The organism is Pasteurella sp. XG20, from assembly GCF_018968665.1.
Taxonomy (GTDB): domain Bacteria; phylum Pseudomonadota; class Gammaproteobacteria; order Enterobacterales; family Pasteurellaceae; genus Pasteurella; species Pasteurella multocida.
Map to the genome: position 1 here is coordinate 1935532 of NZ_CP076656.1, position 17266 is coordinate 1952797.

Consider the following 17266-nt stretch of genomic DNA (forward strand, 5'->3'; position numbering starts at 1 on the left):
ATCGACCGCACTTTTGCTCCTTCCTCATACCTCAGGAGGAAACATGGTGATAACTGAACAATCTCCAATTCTTAGCCTACAGAACATCGTCAAACGATTCGGTAGCCATACGGCAGTAAATCAGGTGAGCCTTGATATTCATCGGGGTGAAATCGTGGCTTTACTTGGTGAAAATGGTGCGGGAAAATCCACACTCATTAAGATTCTGGCGGGCATCTATCCCCGAGATGAAGGCGACATTACTTTTCATGGACAAAAAATCCAATCTGCCCAATCGCTCTCACATACCAATAAACAGCCCATTGCGTTTATCCATCAGGATTTAGGCTTGATTGAATGGATGACAATTGCAGAAAACATGGCATTTGTTATGGGATTTCCTCGTCGTTTTGGATTAATTGATTGGAAAAAAATCAATCAACAAGCACAAGAGGCATTAGACTTTGTCGGTATTCAATTGTCCGCTGAAACACGCGTCTTTGATCTGAGCCGAACAGAAAAAGCTTTACTGGCAATTGCCCGCGCGATCGCTGTCAATGCAGAAATTTTAGTCTTAGATGAACCTACCGCTTCGTTACCTGCTAGCGATGTGGAACACTTGTTTGTCGTGTTAAATCGCCTACGCTCGCAGGGGGTAGGGATGATTTATGTCACTCACCGTCTCGATGAAGTCATTACTATCTCTGATCGTATATTAGTCATGCGAGATGGTTATCCTGTCGCACAAGGTGAAACACAGCATTATGACGTCAAAGCATTAGTGAAAGCGATTGTGGGTGAAGAAACGCGCGGAAAACAAAGAGAACCATTGCCACACAATACACCAGAAGTATTGCAATTAAATCATATTGTTGTCGGCGATACCGGTCCTGTTTCCTTCAGGTTACATGAAGGTGAAATGATCGCGCTCGCAGGGTTACGTGGCGCAGGTCAAGAAGAAATTGGGCGCCTTCTCTTTGGTATGCGTGAATTAGAAAGCGGTAATATCCTTTTCAATAACCAAGACTATCATGCCACATCACCAAAAGAAGCCATTCAAAAAGGCATCGCTTTGGTTGCTGGTGATAGAGTAAAAGAAAGTCTCGTTATGTCCATGACAACATCTGAGAATTTATTTATTAATCCTGTCCTAAGTGGTCATTCACCACTGAAAAATTATGCGCGGAAACAAGAATGGGCTGAAAGTTGGTACAAATTCCAATTATTCGATATTCGTCCCAAAAATTTATTTATCGATGTCAGTGCGCTATCCGGTGGAAACCAACAAAAAATCGTGCTTGCCCGTTGGATGCACCTTAATACGCCCGTGCTGATTTTAGAAGATCCCACCGCTGGGGTAGATGTCGGCGCAAGGGCAGAAATTTATGATCTCTTAAATCAGGCGTTGAAAAAAGGGATAGCCATTATTGTGATTTCAAATGACTTCGAAGAAATTGCCCATTTATGTAATCGAGCTCTCGTCTTTAACCGTGGTGAGATCGCAGGTGAATTGTTCAATGAACAAGTCACGTTCGCCAACTTACTGGCACTCGCTTCAGATTCCAAGTCGAGCATCAATTAATTTTTGCATTTTAGACCGCACTTACACTCAATAGGAGCGCACTATGGCTCAAACAAATATCAAATCAACTGCACTAGAGCATCCCGTCTCTATTGCGCGTGATGGATTTGCCGCTTGGTTTTCCCAAATGCTCACCAGATACGGATTATTATGGTTGTGCTTTTTGCTTGTTATCATTTTCTCGTTAACCACCGACTCCTTTGCGTCGATGCTAACGTTAAATGCTATTTTAGAAAGTAAATCCAAAATTGCCTTACTTGCACTCGCTGCCACCACCACAATGATTGTGGGCAAAATCGATTTAAACGTCGGTTTCGGTATTGTCCTGTGGCATATTCTCGCCATTACATTACAAGTCCAGTTTGGTTTCTCTTGGCAAATGGCTACCGTAACCGTATTGATTGTCGCCGCCATTTACGGACTCCTTAATGGTATTCTGGTCGCACTGGCGGATATTGATAGTTTCGTGGCAACCTTAGGTTCAGGCACAGTCCTTTATGCGATTGCTTTATGGCATTCTGGTGGACGCCAAATTGTCGGTGACTTACCTGATGGTTTCATTGCCATTAACAGTACCGAAATCTTTGGCATTCCGATTTCCGCCTTTTATGTCCTCATTATTGCGATTGTGATGTGGCTAGTGACAGAACATACTCCAACAGGACGCTGTATGTATGCAGTGGGAGGCAATCCTACCGCTGCCCATCTCAATGGCATCTCCATAAAAAAATACACCATTGTCCCTTTCATTGTCTCCAGTTTAATCACTGGCTTTACTGGCGTGTTAATTGCCGCGCAACAAGGTGTTGGACAAGCGAGCGTAGGAATGGACTATTTATTGCCTGCACTTGTTGGCGCATTTTTAGGGAGTACTACCATCAAACCGGGGCGGATCAACGTATGGGGAACCGTGGTAGGGATTGCTATCCTTGCGATTGGTATCTCCGGTATCCAACAATTTGGTGGGGCATTCTGGGTGGAACCATTGTTCAATGGCGCAACACTTTTACTGTCCATTACGATTGCTGGCTATGCACAGCGCAAACGTTTATTAAATCAAAAAGCAGTACACAAAAGAGCAACAAAATAACTTTGTTGTTGATACTCATCTAATATCGAGGAGAACTTTATGAAACAGCAATTTCATCGTGGTTTAAGCGCACTCGCCGCGTTAGTCACACTCTCTTTTGCGACGCAAGCGCTCGCTAACGATCCTTTTGTGGCAGAAGCCAAACAACATGTCGCTGCCGCAACGGCACAACAAACGGTCTGGGACGGACCTACCACTGGACCTAAATTACAACCAAGTAAAAATGTGATTTTTGTTGCTTCCGACATGAAAAATGGCGGTGTACTTGGCGTGATTGATGGCATGAAAGAAGCCACTGCGGTCGCGGGTTGGAAATTTGATGTGCTTGATGGGGTGGGTTCTGTGAACAACCAACTTTCTGCCTTGAACCAAGCGATCGCACGTAAACCTGATGCGATTGTGATTGGCGGTTGGAACCCTAATGTAGCAAAAATTCCTTTAAGCAAAGCCAATAAAAATGGAATTACTCTTGTTGCTTGGCATGCAACACCAGAGCCAGGTCCAATTGATAAATATAATATTTTCTACAATGTGACATCAGACTCCGACCAGATTGCTAAACTCTCTGCACAACTTGCGGTCGCAAATTCAGATGGGAAAGCTAAAGTGGTTATTCTGACCGACTCGTTATATGAAATCGCGTTACGCAAAGCAAATGTGATGAAAGATGTCATTGAGCAATGCAAAGAATGTAAAGTATTGGAATTTATTGATACACCATTGGCAGACACCTCAAGCCGTATGCCGAGCTTGACCTTTAGCTTATTGCAAAAATATGGCGATGATCTGCAATACACCTTAGCGATCAACGACCTCTACTTTGATTTCATGGCGCCATCATTACGTTCTGCTAATAAAGGCGAGATGCCTTATAACATTTCGGCTGGCGACGGTTCGGTGACCGCTTACCAACGTATTCGTACCAACAATCATCAATTTGCAACCGTACCAGAACCGTTAAATTTACATGGCTGGCAGCTTGTCGATGAGCTAAATCGCGCCTTTGCCAAAGAGAAACCGTCTGGTTATATCACCCCAGCTCACCTCGTCATTAAAGACAACGTGGCATTTGACGGTGGTGAGAAAAATCTTTACGACCCACAAAATGGTTATAAAGATGCTTATAAACGCATTTGGGATGTGAAGTAATTCGTCATGGCGGTCGTGAAAATTTGTAAAAAACGACCGCACTTTCCTCATAAGGAGAGCTTATGTTACCCGCAAAAATTGAAATTTATGATCCACGTTTCTACGACTTCGTTGGCTCAAATTTACACATTGAAGAACTGTTTGATCAGGCTATTTGGGCTGAAGGACCGGTCTGGTTAGCGGAAGAAAATGCGGTGATTTTTAGTGATGTCAAAGGCAATACGATGTACCGCTGGACAGCAAACGAGGGAACACAAATTTTTCGTTCTCCCTCCTATTTTGCGAACGGGAATAGCGTCGATGCGATGGGCAACCTAATTACTTGTGAACATGAAATGCGTGGCATTAGCTTGACAGATAAACAAGGTCATCGTCGGTTACTGGTCGATAAACTCGAGCAAAAGCAACTTAATTCACCGAATGACGTGGTGGTGAAATCCGATGGTACAATCTGGTTTACCGATCCCCCCTATGGTATTTTAAGTGATGCTGAAGGGAAAAAAGCCGCCAGTGAAATCATCGGCTGTTATGTTTATTGCTATGACCCAGCCACAACAGCGCTACATGTGGCAAGCTTTCATGTTATGCGCCCAAATGGTTTGGCCTTTTCTGCCGATGAATCGCAATTGATTGTCGCAGACATGTCTGCCGTCGAGTTTGAAAAATCAGGTTTACACCATCTTGTTGCGTTTGATGTGGTGGGTAAACAACTTGAAAATAGACGCATCATTGCAGAAATCTCACCGGGGATTCCCGATGGTTTTTGTATTGATCAACAGAATGTGATTTATTGTAGCTGTGAAACGGGATTGGTCATTTTATTAATGGATGGCACCCTTTTAGGACGTGTCCTCCTAGATAAAACCACCTCAAATTGTACATTTGGTGCCGACCAAAAAACCTTATTCATTACAGCGACAAATAGTCTTTATCGGTTAACTTGTTATTAAGGATGGACTGTGAATTATTACTTAGGCATAGACTGTGGTGGGACGTTTATCAAAGCAGCACTCTTTGATAAAACGGGAAAAATGTTTAGTTGTGTCCGTGAAAATGTGCAAGTCATCAGTGAACAAGCGGGCTATGCTGAACGTGATATGGATGAGTTATGGCAAATTTGTGCTCGTGTCATTCGTCAAACGATTGAGCGTAGCCAAGTTTCCCCTCAACATATTAAAGGGATAGGAATCTCTGCACAGGGCAAAGGGGCTTTCCTATTAGATCAAGAAAATAAACCGCTTGGTCGAGGAATTTTATCTTCCGATCAGCGTGCGTTAACGCTTGTCAAACAATGGCAAGAACAAGGGATCCCTGAGCAATTATATCCACATACACGACAAACGCTCTGGACAGGTCATCCTGTTTCTATATTACGTTGGTTAAAAGAACATGAGCCGGAGCGTTATCAACGAATTGGTTCAATTCTGATGTCACATGATTACTTGCGTTTTTGTTTAACTGGTGAGCTACACTGTGAAGAAACCAATATATCTGAATCAAATCTCTACAATATTCATAGCGGTCAATACGATCCCAAACTTGCCGAGCTGCTCGGGTTAGAAGGCATTATTGCGAAGCTCCCACCGGTTATCGCGGCTAACCAAATTGCGGGATATGTCACGCCCAAAGCAGCTGAACTCACCGGATTGGCTGTAGGAACCGCTGTCGTCGGTGGTCTTTTTGATGTGGTATCAACCGCACTTTGTGCCGGTCTGGATGATGAAACCAAACTGAATGCTGTATTGGGCACTTGGTCGGTGGTGAGTGGGGTGACTCAACATATCGATCAGCAACAAACACTGCCTTTTGTTTATGGATGTTATGCGGAAGCTGGCAAATTCATAGTCCATGAAGCCAGCCCGACTTCCGCAGGAAATTTAGAATGGTTCGTCAAACAGTGGCATTTGGATTATGCACACATTAATCAGCATGTTGCATCCCTCGAACCTGCCTCAAGCTCTGTCTTATTTTTGCCATTCCTATACGGTTCCAATGCGGGACTAGGTATGCAAGCTTGTTTCTATGGTATGCAAGCTCACCATACCCAAGCACATCTACTCCAAGCCATTTACGAAGGGGTACTGTTCAGTTTAATGCATCATTTAGAGCGCATGCGAAAACGCTTCCCACAAGCAAACCTGTTGCGTGTCACAGGCGGACCAACCAAGTCCCCTATTTGGTTACAAATGTTGGCTGATTTCACAGGAATGCGATTAGAAATTCCACAAATCGAAGAAACCGGCTGCTTAGGGGCGGCATTAATGGCAATGCAAGGGGTAAATGAATCAGCAGATGTCTTTCAAGCACAATCTATGCTGCATGTGGAACCGAATCCGGCTTATTTTGCAGCCTACCAAGCTAAATATCAACGCTATCAACAACTTACTACTGCCTTAAAAGCAATGCTTTAATTGATAATGAGGAACAATATGGCAAAACCACTTATTCAACTTGCACTAGATTCGCTTGATTTAGAAAGCGCGGTTGTCACCGCAAAAAATGCGGCTGATTCTGTCGACATTATTGAAATCGGCACCATTCTTGCCTTTGCAGAAGGAATGCGCGCAGTCCGTACATTGCGTGCCTTGCACCCAGATCACATTTTAGTCTGTGATATGAAAACCACTGATGCAGGAGCAATTTTAGCGGAAATGGCATTCAAGGCAGGAGCAGACTGGCTCACCGTTTCTGCCGCGGCTCACATTGCTACTATTGCGAGCTGTAAAAAAATTGCGGATAGTTACAACAAAGAGATTCAAATTGAAATCTATGGTAACTGGACATTTGACGATGCAAAAGCGTGGGTTGATTTAGGCATCACACAAGCCATTTATCATCGTTCACGCGATGCGGAAGCAGCAGGCAAAGGTTGGAGCGAAGACGATCTGAACACGATGAAAAAACTGTCCGATATCGGTCTGGCGCTTTCTATTACAGGCGGCATTGTCCCTGAAGATATTCATTTATTTAAAGAAATCAATGCTAAAGCCTTCATTGCTGGCAGAGCCTTTACAGGTGAAGCGGGCAAATTAACTGCAGAAAAAGTGCGGTCAGAAATTAATAAATATTGGTGATAATACAGAAATACGGAGCAAATAGTGAGAAAACATAAAATAGGGATTTATGAAAAAGCCCTCCCTAAAAATATAAGCTGGCAAGATCGTCTCTCCATTGCCAAAGCCTGTGGCTTTGACTTTGTTGAAATTTCCATTGATGAAACTGATGAACGACTTGCACGCTTAGATTGGACAAAAAAAGAGCGCATTAAATTAGCAAAAACCATTATTTCAACAGGCATCACGATTCCTTCCATGTGCTTATCGGCTCATCGTCGCTTCCCATTTGGTAGCCGAGATGAAACCACGCGCCAAAAAGCTTATGAAGTGATGGAAAAAGCCATCCAACTTGCTGTTGATTTAGGTATTCGTACTATTCAAATCGCAGGTTACGATGTGTACTATGAAGAACAAGATGAAGGAACGATTGCCCGTTTTCAACAAGGGATGGAATGGGCGGTGGCACTTGCCGCTAGCAATCAAGTCACCCTTGCGGTCGAAATTATGGACACAAAATTCATGAGTTCGATTAGCCGTTGGAAAAAATGGGATGAGTTAATTCGCTCCCCGTGGTTTACCGTTTACCCTGATTTAGGCAATCTGTCGGCGTGGAATGATAATGTTGCAGAAGAACTGAAATTAGGTATTGACAAAATTTCGGCGATCCATTTAAAAGACACCTATAAAGTAACAGAAACCTGTCAAGGACAATTCCGTGATGTGCCATTTGGTGAAGGCTGTGTTGATTTTGCGCAATGTTTTAAAACACTAGCCGCGTTAAATTACCGTGGTGCTTTTTTAATTGAAATGTGGACGGAAAAAGCGGAAGAACCCATTGCTGAAATTATCAACGCACGTCGTTGGATCGAACAAAAAATGAAAGAAGGTGGTTTCCAATGTTAGAAGAATTGAAACAAAAAGTGTTTGAAGCCAATTTGGCATTACCCAAATACAAGTTAGTGACCTTTACTTGGGGTAACGTGAGTGGCATCGACAGAGAAAAAAATTTGGTTGTGATTAAGCCCTCCGGTGTAGAGTATGACACCATGACAGTGGAGGATATGGTAGTAGTTGATCTCTTTACAGGGCAAGTGGTGGAAGGCAACAAAAAACCTTCCTCAGATACCGCGACCCATTTAGAACTTTATCGTCAATTTCCAAGCTTAGGCGGGATTGTTCATACTCACTCACGCCACGCTACGATTTGGGCGCAAGCCGGTGAAGATTTGATTGCGGCGGGGACAACTCATGCTGATTATTTCTATGGTTCAATTCCTTGTACACGTAAAATGACCCCTGCCGAAATTCAAGGCGAATATGAGCTTGAAACCGGCAAAGTGATTGTGGAAACATTCCGTGTGAGAGGAATCGATCCGAAAGATGTACCAGCAGTATTAGTGCACTCTCATGGTCCTTTTGCTTGGGGTACCGATCCTGATAATGCCGTACATAATGCAGTAGTTCTGGAAGAGATTGGCTATATGAATTTATTTAGTCGTCAACTGCGTCCAAATTTAGCGTCGATGCAGCAAGAATTGCTAGATAAACACTACTTACGTAAACATGGGAAAAACGCGTATTACGGGCAATAAAACGCGCTAAGCAAAAGAGCTAAAGGAGGTACTTTAGCTCTTTATCCTTAAAAGGTGATTAGTCGAGAACGGTAGCAAGGACAGACGCGATTCCGTCTTCATCATTGCTCAACGTGATCAAATCCGCCTGTTGTTTAACCTCGTTTTCAGCATTGCCCATTGCGACACCGAGCCCTACAGCACTTAACATAGAGATATCGTTATGATTATCCCCGAACGCAATCACATGTTGAGGTGCAATGTGCCAGGAGTTCAGTAATTCTAATAGTCTGGCGCCTTTCGTGTTACCTGCATTGGCGATATCAACACGATCAACCCAAGACCATTCGCAACTAAACTCCGTTGGTGAAAGTGCTTGGACAGCCTTGAGCATTGTGTCACGTTCAGGATGACTGATCACGAATTTCCAGATAGTTTCCTTATCATCAAGCAACGCGTGGAAATCTGAAACCTGACATAAATGCGGGCGTACGTGAGGAGGACAATGTTGGACCCATTGAGAAAATTTTCTCATGTGTTCATTTAATACAGCGTAGTTCATAGCATCACGCGAATACATGAGTAAATGAAGCCCATACTTTTCAGCCAGTTGCACTACTGTTTTCGCTTGCGATAAAGAAAGCGGGTTTGCACTGAGCACTTGATCGGTTTGTGGTTGATAAACATAAGTCCCATTACAACAAATCATCGGCGTGGTTAAATTCAGTTCATGATAATAAGGGTATGCTGCAGTGTGGTGTCGCCCGGTCACGAGCATGACTTTGAGCCCTTTATCCAGACAATGCTGAATGATTTTTTTACTGGTGGGAAGAATTTGACCTTGGCGATTTAATAAGGTGCCATCAAGATCAAATGCAATGACTTGATATTTCATCTTTTTTCCTGTATTGAATATAAGTTACTTAATACAGTATAGAGTGTTTAATAAAAAAAGAAAATGAATCTTCAAGCCTCATAGACAAGCAAGAAATTCATTATCCTTTAGCAGTAAAATAGCGTAAAATACTGCTCAAATTTGAGTCTTAATTACTTAGGAGTAATCACTATGGCAACACGTAGAGAACTGGCAAATGCCATTCGTTTTTTAAGTATGGATGCAGTGCAAAAAGCAAAATCAGGGCATCCAGGCGCACCGATGGGGATGGCAGATATTGCAGAAGTCTTATGGCGTGACTTTTTAAAACATAACCCAAGCAATCCACACTGGGCCGATCGCGACCGTTTCATTTTATCCAATGGTCATGGTTCAATGCTGATTTACAGTTTATTACATTTAAGTGGTTATGACCTTTCTATTGAAGATTTAAAACAATTCCGTCAATTACATTCCAAAACACCGGGACACCCAGAATACGGTTATGCGCCGGGTGTTGAAACCACAACAGGACCATTAGGTCAAGGGATTACGAACGCAGTGGGTTTTGCGATTGCGGAGAAAACCCTTGCCCATCAATTTAACCGTCCAGGTCATGAAATTGTTGACCACCACACCTATGTGTTCTTAGGTGATGGTTGTTTAATGGAAGGGATTTCTCATGAAGCCTGTTCTTTAGCGGGTACTCTAGGGTTAGGTAAACTAATTGCCTTCTATGATGACAACAATATCTCAATTGATGGTCATGTGGATGGTTGGTTCACTGATGATACGCAAAAACGGTTTGAGGCCTATGGTTGGCATGTGATTCCTGCGGTGGATGGTCATAACCCAGAGCAGATTCTTGAGGCGGTGAAACAAGCCAAGCGGAGACAACCAAACCAACCTTAATTATTTGTAAAACCATTATCGGTTATGGTTCACCGAATAAAGCCAACTCACACGATTGTCATGGTGCTCCATTAGGTGATGATGAAATTGCGGCAGCACGTGAATTCTTAAAATGGGAGCATGCCCCGTTTGAAATTCCTGCGGAGATTTATGCACAATGGGATGCGAAAGAAAAAGGTCAAGTTGCTGAAAAAGCGTGGGAAGAAAAATTGGCAGCTTATGCCAAAGCTTACCCAGAATTAGCGGCAGAATTTACTCGTCGTGTGAATGCGGAACTCCCGGCAAACTGGGCGGCAGAATCGCAAGCCTTTATTGAACATTTACAAGCGAATCCGGCGAGCATTGCCAGCCGTAAAGCGTCACAAAATGCGATTGAAGCCTATGCTAAATTATTACCGGAGTTTTTAGGCGGGTCAGCGGATTTAGCCAGCTCAAACTTAACCCTCTGGTCAGGTTCCAAACCAATCCGTGCAGTAGAAAATGCCGATGGTAACTACATCAACTACGGTGTGCGTGAGTTTGGTATGTCGGCGATTATGAACGGTATCGCGTTACATGGTGGTTTCATTCCTTATGGTGCTACTTTCTTGATGTTTATGGAATATGCACATAATGCGGTGCGTATGGCGGCATTAATGAAACAACGCTCATTATTTGTTTACACCCACGACTCTATTGGGCTTGGTGAAGACGGTCCAACTCACCAACCGGTTGAACAAACGTCTGCTTTACGTTTAATTCCAAATTTGGAAACATGGCGTCCATGTGACCAAGTGGAATCGGCGGTGGCGTGGAAAGCGGCAGTGGAACGTAAAGAGGGACCTAGTGCGTTAATTTTTACTCGTCAAAATCTTGCGCAAATGGACCGCACTGCTGAGCAGTTAGCCAATGTGGCACGTGGTGGTTATGTTTTACGTCATTGCTGTGAAAACCAAACTTGCCCAGATTTAATCTTGATTGCGACGGGTTCCGAGGTGGAATTAGCGATGAAAGCGGCGGATGTTTTAGATGCAGAAGGTGTGAAAGTACGTGTTGTCTCTATGCCGAGCACCAATGTGTTTGATAAACAAGATGCGGCTTACCGTGAAAGCGTGTTACCAAGCAAAGTGACGAAACGTGTTGCGATTGAAGCGGGTATTGCGGACTTCTGGTACAAATATGTGGGCTTTGAGGGGCGTGTTGTGGGGATGAACAGTTTTGGTGAATCCGCACCAGCTGACCAATTGTTCAAACTCTTTGGTTTCACCGTTGAAAACGTGGTCGCGAAAGCCAAAGAAATTCTCTAATCTGTCTTTTAGCTCAACACACAATCTGCACATTAACATAGTTTAATGTGCAGATTTTTTATATGTATCCAACTAAAGATAGCGCTCATCCCTGACAGGTGCAGAAACAAAGCACCCCAAAAAATCCATTGATTGTATGCAATACGATGTTTACCCGACTTTTACTAAATATCCTTCAAAAAAATCAATGCGCTATTTACAAAAAGCAAAAAATCATTAACTTTGATTATTTTATAGATAAAAAGGCTTGCATTTATTGAAACGATCTTGTAATTAATTAGCTTTATTCAAACACAATATCATTCATATTTTTAGATAAGGAAAATTTTATGCAAAACGTTGGTTTTATCGGTTGGCGTGGGATGGTGGGGTCCGTCTTGATGGATCGTATGCAAGAAGAAAATGACTTTGCCAATATCAATCCTGTGTTTTTTACCACATCACAAGCGGGTCAAAACGCCCCCGTATTTGGTGGCAAGCAAGCAGGTGAGCTGAAAGATGCTTTTGATATCGCTGAATTACAAAAATTAGACATTATCGTGACCTGCCAAGGTGGTGATTATACCAACGAGGTGTATCCGAAATTACGTGCAGCAGGTTGGAAGGGATATTGGATTGATGCCGCGTCCACATTACGCATGGAAAAAGACGCGATCATTGTGCTTGATCCAGTAAACCAAAATGTCATCAGCGAAGGCTTAAAAAATGGCATTAAAACCTACGTTGGCGGTAACTGTACTGTGAGTTTAATGTTAATGGCGTTAGGCGGTTTATTTGAACGTGATTTAGTGGAATGGGTGTCTGTGGCAACATACCAAGCAGCAAGTGGTGCGGGTGCGAAAAACATGCGCGAATTATTGGTACAAATGGGTCAACTTGAAGACAGTGTGAAAGTGGATTTAGATAATCCAGCCTCCTCCATTTTAGACATTGAACGTAAAGTAACAGCAAAAATGCGCGGTGATTTACCGATTGAAAACTTTGGTGCACCACTGGCAGGGAGCTTAATTCCATGGATTGATAAACTCTGGGAAGATGGTCAAACCAAAGAAGAATGGAAAGGCTATGCGGAAACCAATAAAATTCTTGGCTTAGACGACAGTCCAATTCCTGTTGACGGTTTATGCGTGCGTATCGGCGCATTGCGTTGCCACAGCCAAGCTTTCACTATCAAAATGAAAAAAGATTTACCACTTGAGGAAATCGAACAAATTTTAGCAAGCCACAATGCCTGGGTGAAAGTCATTCCAAATGAAAAAGACGTGACCTTACGTGAACTGACGCCAACCAAAGTGACAGGGACTTTATCTGTGCCCGTTGGTCGTTTACGTAAACTCAAAATGGGACCGGAATATTTAGCCGCGTTCACAGTGGGCGACCAATTACTCTGGGGTGCCGCTGAGCCACTTCGCCGTATTTTAAAACAACTTGTGGCGTAATCCCCTTTCCTATCATAAAGAGCAGGCAACACGCCTGCTTTTTTCCTTTCTACGCCTCATCCTAACTGCCTGGCACATAGTCGGTAAACCGATTTTATGCTAGAATAATGCTCTTTCCACTCTCAATAATTGGTAAGTGCTATGATCCGTGAACCCCATTTTACTCACTTTGCCTTGGCTGAATTACATCCTTTTGCAGCACAATTTCCGTTGCAAGACGTACAAGGGAAAAAAGGGGTACGTATTACCTATCGGCATTTTGTACAAGACAATCCCGTACAGCGTAATTTGGTGATTTTAGTCAATGGACGTGCAGAAAACTTATTGAAATGGACTGAACTGGCTTATGATTTCTATCAACAAGGCTACGACGTCTTGGTATTTGATCATCGTGGGCAAGGCTATTCACAGCGTTTATTGCCAGATCATGAGAAAGGTTATATTGATGAGTTTCGTTTTTATGCGGACGATATGGCGATTTTATTAGCGAAAATCAGCGCACTTTATCCTTATGAAAATCAACATATTCTCGCCCATTCCTTAGGTGCATTGATTAGTACTTATTACCTTGCCAATTACGATCATCAGGTGAAAAGTGCGGTCTTTTCTGCGCCATTTTATGGCATTCCTCTCAAACATTCTTTCCGAGATGAGCTCATTATTAATCTAATGATGTTATTAGGTCAGGGTTCACGCTATGTGTTTGGCAAAGGACGTTATCAACCGGCGGATTTGGATAATAATGATTTAAGTTGTTGTCGAACTCGTATGCGCTGGATGAATCGAATTAATCGTCGGTATCCGCATATTCATTTAGGGGGACCGACCTTCCGTTGGGTGCATTTATGTTTTAGTGCCATTAAAAAATTACCGACTATTTTGCCGCGTATTGAGATTCCTGTGCTGATTCTACAATCGGAGAAAGAAAAGATTGTGGAAAATAAAAATCTGCGCAAACTCACCGCACTTTTACCACGAGGAGAGTTAACACAAATTGCGCAAAGTAAACACGAAATTTTATTTGAGCGTGATCTTATCCGCTCCGAGGCACTCAAGAAAATTAGCCAATTTTTTACTGCCAATAGCGCCAAATAAACACGCCTAAGGCAGTAAACAACAGACAACCTAATAGGTGACCTGAAGCAAGCATAAGACCTGCGAGCCATTTCTGTTGTATCAGGTTTTCAATCACTTCAGCAGAAAAGGTGGAAAACGTAGTCAAGCTCCCTAAAAAGCCTGTCACAAAAAATAAACGCCATTCAGCAGAACATTGTGGATATTGCCAAAAAAACGCTAAAAATACACCAATAATCAAACAACCAAGATAATTTGCTACCAGTGTACCTAATGAAAATGCGCTAAAAAGCGGATTCAGTAATAACCCCAATCCCCAACGTGACAACGCGCCCAGTGCAGCACCGCTGCTAATGAATATGATTTGTTGTCCGACACTTATCACACTTCGACTCCCAGCTATGTGGCAAAGGGGTACTCATTCAATATCAAATATAGTACGAATATAATTTGCCACTGATTCTTGTGCATTCATGCCAATTACTTCGAGATGTGGGCACGCCTCTTTTAATCGAGGATCGGCATTGCCCATTACACAACCTTTACCAACGCGACTGAGCATTTGCACATCGTTCATCCCATCACCAAAAGCCAAGCAATGTTGTAAGTCATAATCCCGATCGGCTAACACTTTTTCAAGTGCACTCGCTTTTGAGACATTTTTATTCATTATTTCTAAACACACCGGCGTGGAATAAGTAATACTGGTGGTATCCGCATAGTTAGCTTGTAAGTGTTGCTCTAAGCTGACAAGATCTTGCGGTTCACGTCCGATAAAAAAGACTTTCTCTGTTTCACGACCATGGTGCTGTGTAAAATCCACCACCTCATACATAAAGCCTGAATCTTGATGATATTTACGCAGTTGTGGCACATCAATATTAATAAACCAGTCATCCCCTTGATACGCACTGACACACACACGTTGGCGATCAAAATCCAAATTCATAATGTCAAAAGCAATTTGTTCAGGTAAATAATCACGCACTAACAAATTGCCTTGTAAATCCTGTGCTCTTGCGCCATTGGACGTAATCATTACCGCCTTTTCAATATTCACTTTTTTTAAAATTGGTAACAAATCCGTGTGGTTACGCCCCGTTGCCAACATAATATCGATCCCTTTGGCAGCAAGCTGTTGTAATGTTTGAATCGTAAAGTCACCGATCATATGGTGAGCATTTAATAAGGTACCATCTAAATCGGAAACAATGGCACGGAAAGGAAAAAATGACATATACCATCCTACTGTCTAACTGTTTTGCCTATCATACCATAACCTGAGTTGGCATTCTGGAAAAACACATAACGAAAACGTTTTCATATTTTTTAACATTTTGTAAAAAAAAAGTTTGCGCTAAAAAAAAAATATGATATGAATATAAAACACACAACAACATACTCAACGATTTGGAATTGACGTTATGGCATTACGCCCTGTACTTAGCATTATTATTAACCTCGTGGTGATTATTATCACTGCGGGGCGAGCGCGTTAATGTTTGACTGTCAATAAACAAAGAAGATCAAATTTAACCCTCGTCTGATAGCAGATGAGGGTTTTTTTTACTTACCAATTATGCAAGGGTGATAAAGATGAATGGGGCAAGATTAGTAACCGAGAGTTTGAAAACACATGGCGTAACCACCGTTTTTGGCTATCCCGGTGGGGCGATTATGCCAGTTTATGATGCGCTGTATGATGCGGGCATAGAACATTTATTGTGTCGTAATGAGCAAGGTGCAGCGATGGCAGCCATTGGCTATGCACGTTCAAGTGGCAAAGTTGGCGTGTGTATCGCCACTTCTGGTCCGGGTGCAGCAAACCTGATCACAGGCTTAGGGGATGCTTTAATGGATTCGATTCCGGTTGTTGCGATCACTGGGCAAGTGGCTTCTCCCTTGATCGGTACGGATGCGTTCCAAGAAGCAGATGTGCTCGGTTTATCTCTTGCTTGTACCAAACACAGCTTTTTAGTGCAAAGCATCGAAGAATTGCCAGACGTGATTGCTAAAGCCTTTGAAATTGCTGCCAGTGGACGTCCGGGTCCAGTTTTGATCGATATTCCAAAAGACATCCAAATTGCCCCAACCGATGTCACGCCGTTCACTTATTCTGTGGCAAAACCCACCGCACTTTCACAAGCGCATTTAACAGATGCACTTACGTTACTCAAACAAGCAAAACGCCCCGTGCTGTATGTCGGGGGCGGTGTAGGTATGGCGCAAGCCGTACCAGCGTTGCGTGAGTTTCTTGCAGTAACGCAAATGCCAAGTGTGTCCACCCTAAAAGGTTTAGGTTCAGTTCACCCGGATAATCCTTATTATATGGGCATGATTGGTATGCACGGCACCAAAGCCGCAAACTATGCGGTGCAAGAATGTGATTTATTATTGGCATTTGGTGCACGCTTTGATGATCGTGTAACAGGTAAGCTGGATACGTTTGCCCCCCATGCCAAAGTGATCCATGCCGATATTGATATGGCTGAAATCGGGAAATTACGTCGTCCAGATGTGGCATTGTGTGGGGATATTGTTCAGGCTTTCAATGCCCTAAGCGTCCCGTTGAACATTGCTGAGTGGCAAGCACATATCAAACAACTCAAGCAAACACACGATTTTTGTTACTCGACAAACCAAGGGGATACCTTTATTAATCCGTTATGGTTGCTGAATTCCTTATCAAAGAAGAAACCACAAAGTGCGGTGATTACCACCGATGTTGGACAGCATCAAATGTGGTCAGCCCAGCATATGCAACATTATGCTCCTGAAAACTACATTACCTCAGCCGGTTACGGCACCATGGGCTTTGGTTTGCCAGCAGCAATTGGCGCGAAAAAAGCCCGTCCTGACGATGAGGTGATCTTAATTTCTGGCGATGGCTCTATCATGATGAATATTCAAGAATTAGGCACCTTCAAACGCGGAAAAACACCGGTGAAAATTGTGTTGTTAGACAATCAACGTTTAGGCATGGTTCGTCAGTGGCAAGAGCTGTTCTTCAACGCCAGATTTAGTAATACGATTTTAGATGACAACCCCGATTTCGTGATGCTTGCCGCTGCGTTCGGTATTCAAGGCGAACGCATCACCAAAGGCGAAGAAGTGGAAGGTGCACTCGATCGTTTATTAGCGAGCAAAGAAGCGTATTTCTTACATGTGTGTATTTCTAGTAATGAAAACGTTTGGCCATTGGTACCACCGAATGCCTGCAACCTTGATATGGTTGAACAAATGTAAAGTGCGGT

The 17266-nt window shown here is 43.0% G+C and carries 14 protein-coding genes and 1 pseudogene; 12 read left to right on the forward strand and 3 right to left on the reverse strand.

What is annotated here, in order from left to right; all coding sequences use genetic code 11:
• Positions 1 to 43 precede the first annotated feature (43 nt).
• The 8 genes from KPF51_RS09050 (at position 44) to araD (ending at position 8448) form a co-directional block, all read left to right on the forward strand.
• Complete coding sequence (locus tag KPF51_RS09050; RefSeq protein WP_005723761.1) at positions 44 to 1561, forward strand: sugar ABC transporter ATP-binding protein; 1518 nt, start codon at positions 44 to 46, stop codon at positions 1559 to 1561.
• A gap of 43 nt (positions 1562 to 1604) precedes the next feature.
• A complete protein-coding gene (locus KPF51_RS09055; RefSeq protein ID WP_005723759.1) occupies positions 1605 to 2651 on the forward strand; it encodes an ABC transporter permease in 1047 nt (348 codons plus the stop codon).
• A gap of 39 nt (positions 2652 to 2690) precedes the next feature.
• Entirely contained in the window at positions 2691 to 3800 is a 1110-nt protein-coding gene (locus KPF51_RS09060; protein WP_061406358.1) for a substrate-binding domain-containing protein, read from the forward strand.
• Between the two features lie 62 nt (positions 3801 to 3862).
• Positions 3863 to 4750: an SMP-30/gluconolactonase/LRE family protein gene (locus tag KPF51_RS09065; RefSeq protein ID WP_005723756.1), complete on the forward strand. Its 888-nt coding sequence runs from the start codon at positions 3863 to 3865 to the stop codon at positions 4748 to 4750.
• Between the two features lie 9 nt (positions 4751 to 4759).
• Complete coding sequence (locus KPF51_RS09070) at positions 4760 to 6211, forward strand: FGGY-family carbohydrate kinase (protein WP_061406357.1); 1452 nt, start codon at positions 4760 to 4762, stop codon at positions 6209 to 6211.
• 18 nt (positions 6212 to 6229) lie between these two features.
• A complete protein-coding gene (locus KPF51_RS09075) occupies positions 6230 to 6874 on the forward strand; it encodes a 3-keto-L-gulonate-6-phosphate decarboxylase UlaD (protein WP_061406356.1) in 645 nt (214 codons plus the stop codon).
• 24 nt (positions 6875 to 6898) lie between these two features.
• Complete coding sequence (locus KPF51_RS09080; protein ID WP_061406355.1) at positions 6899 to 7759, forward strand: L-ribulose-5-phosphate 3-epimerase; 861 nt, start codon at positions 6899 to 6901, stop codon at positions 7757 to 7759.
• Complete coding sequence (araD, locus tag KPF51_RS09085) at positions 7753 to 8448, forward strand: L-ribulose-5-phosphate 4-epimerase (protein ID WP_005723749.1); 696 nt, start codon at positions 7753 to 7755, stop codon at positions 8446 to 8448. The genes KPF51_RS09080 and araD overlap by 7 nt, the downstream gene beginning before the upstream one ends.
• Before the next feature lie 58 nt (positions 8449 to 8506).
• Here the strand turns inward: araD and KPF51_RS09090 are convergent, their stop codons facing one another.
• On the reverse strand, positions 8507 to 9322 hold the full coding sequence (locus KPF51_RS09090) for a pyridoxal phosphatase (RefSeq protein WP_005751916.1): 816 nt from the start codon (positions 9320 to 9322) through the stop codon (positions 8507 to 8509).
• Positions 9323 to 9493: 171 nt separating this feature from the next.
• Here KPF51_RS09090 and tkt point away from each other — a divergent pair.
• The 3 genes and pseudogenes from tkt (at position 9494) to KPF51_RS09105 (ending at position 14033) form a co-directional block, all read left to right on the forward strand.
• A pseudogene (tkt, locus tag KPF51_RS09095) lies at positions 9494 to 11499 on the forward strand (transketolase).
• A 329-nt stretch (positions 11500 to 11828) separates the two neighbouring features.
• A complete protein-coding gene (asd, locus tag KPF51_RS09100; protein WP_061406353.1) occupies positions 11829 to 12938 on the forward strand; it encodes an aspartate-semialdehyde dehydrogenase in 1110 nt (369 codons plus the stop codon).
• Between the two features lie 141 nt (positions 12939 to 13079).
• Positions 13080 to 14033, forward strand: coding sequence for an alpha/beta fold hydrolase (locus KPF51_RS09105; protein WP_005718501.1), 954 nt, complete (start codon positions 13080 to 13082; stop codon positions 14031 to 14033).
• Here KPF51_RS09105 and crcB read toward each other — a convergent pair.
• Both crcB and KPF51_RS09115 read right to left on the reverse strand, forming a co-directional pair.
• Entirely contained in the window at positions 14011 to 14397 is a 387-nt protein-coding gene (gene crcB / locus KPF51_RS09110) for a fluoride efflux transporter CrcB (RefSeq protein ID WP_005724493.1), read from the reverse strand. The two genes, KPF51_RS09105 and crcB, sit on opposite strands and share 23 nt — an antisense overlap.
• A 33-nt stretch (positions 14398 to 14430) precedes the next feature.
• Positions 14431 to 15249, reverse strand: coding sequence for a Cof-type HAD-IIB family hydrolase (locus KPF51_RS09115; protein ID WP_211599560.1), 819 nt, complete (start codon positions 15247 to 15249; stop codon positions 14431 to 14433).
• 359 nt (positions 15250 to 15608) lie between these two features.
• On the opposite strand from KPF51_RS09115, the gene ilvG reads away from it, so the two are divergent.
• Positions 15609 to 17258: an acetolactate synthase 2 catalytic subunit gene (ilvG, locus tag KPF51_RS09120; protein WP_005724491.1), complete on the forward strand. Its 1650-nt coding sequence runs from the start codon at positions 15609 to 15611 to the stop codon at positions 17256 to 17258.
• Positions 17259 to 17266 lie beyond the last annotated feature (8 nt).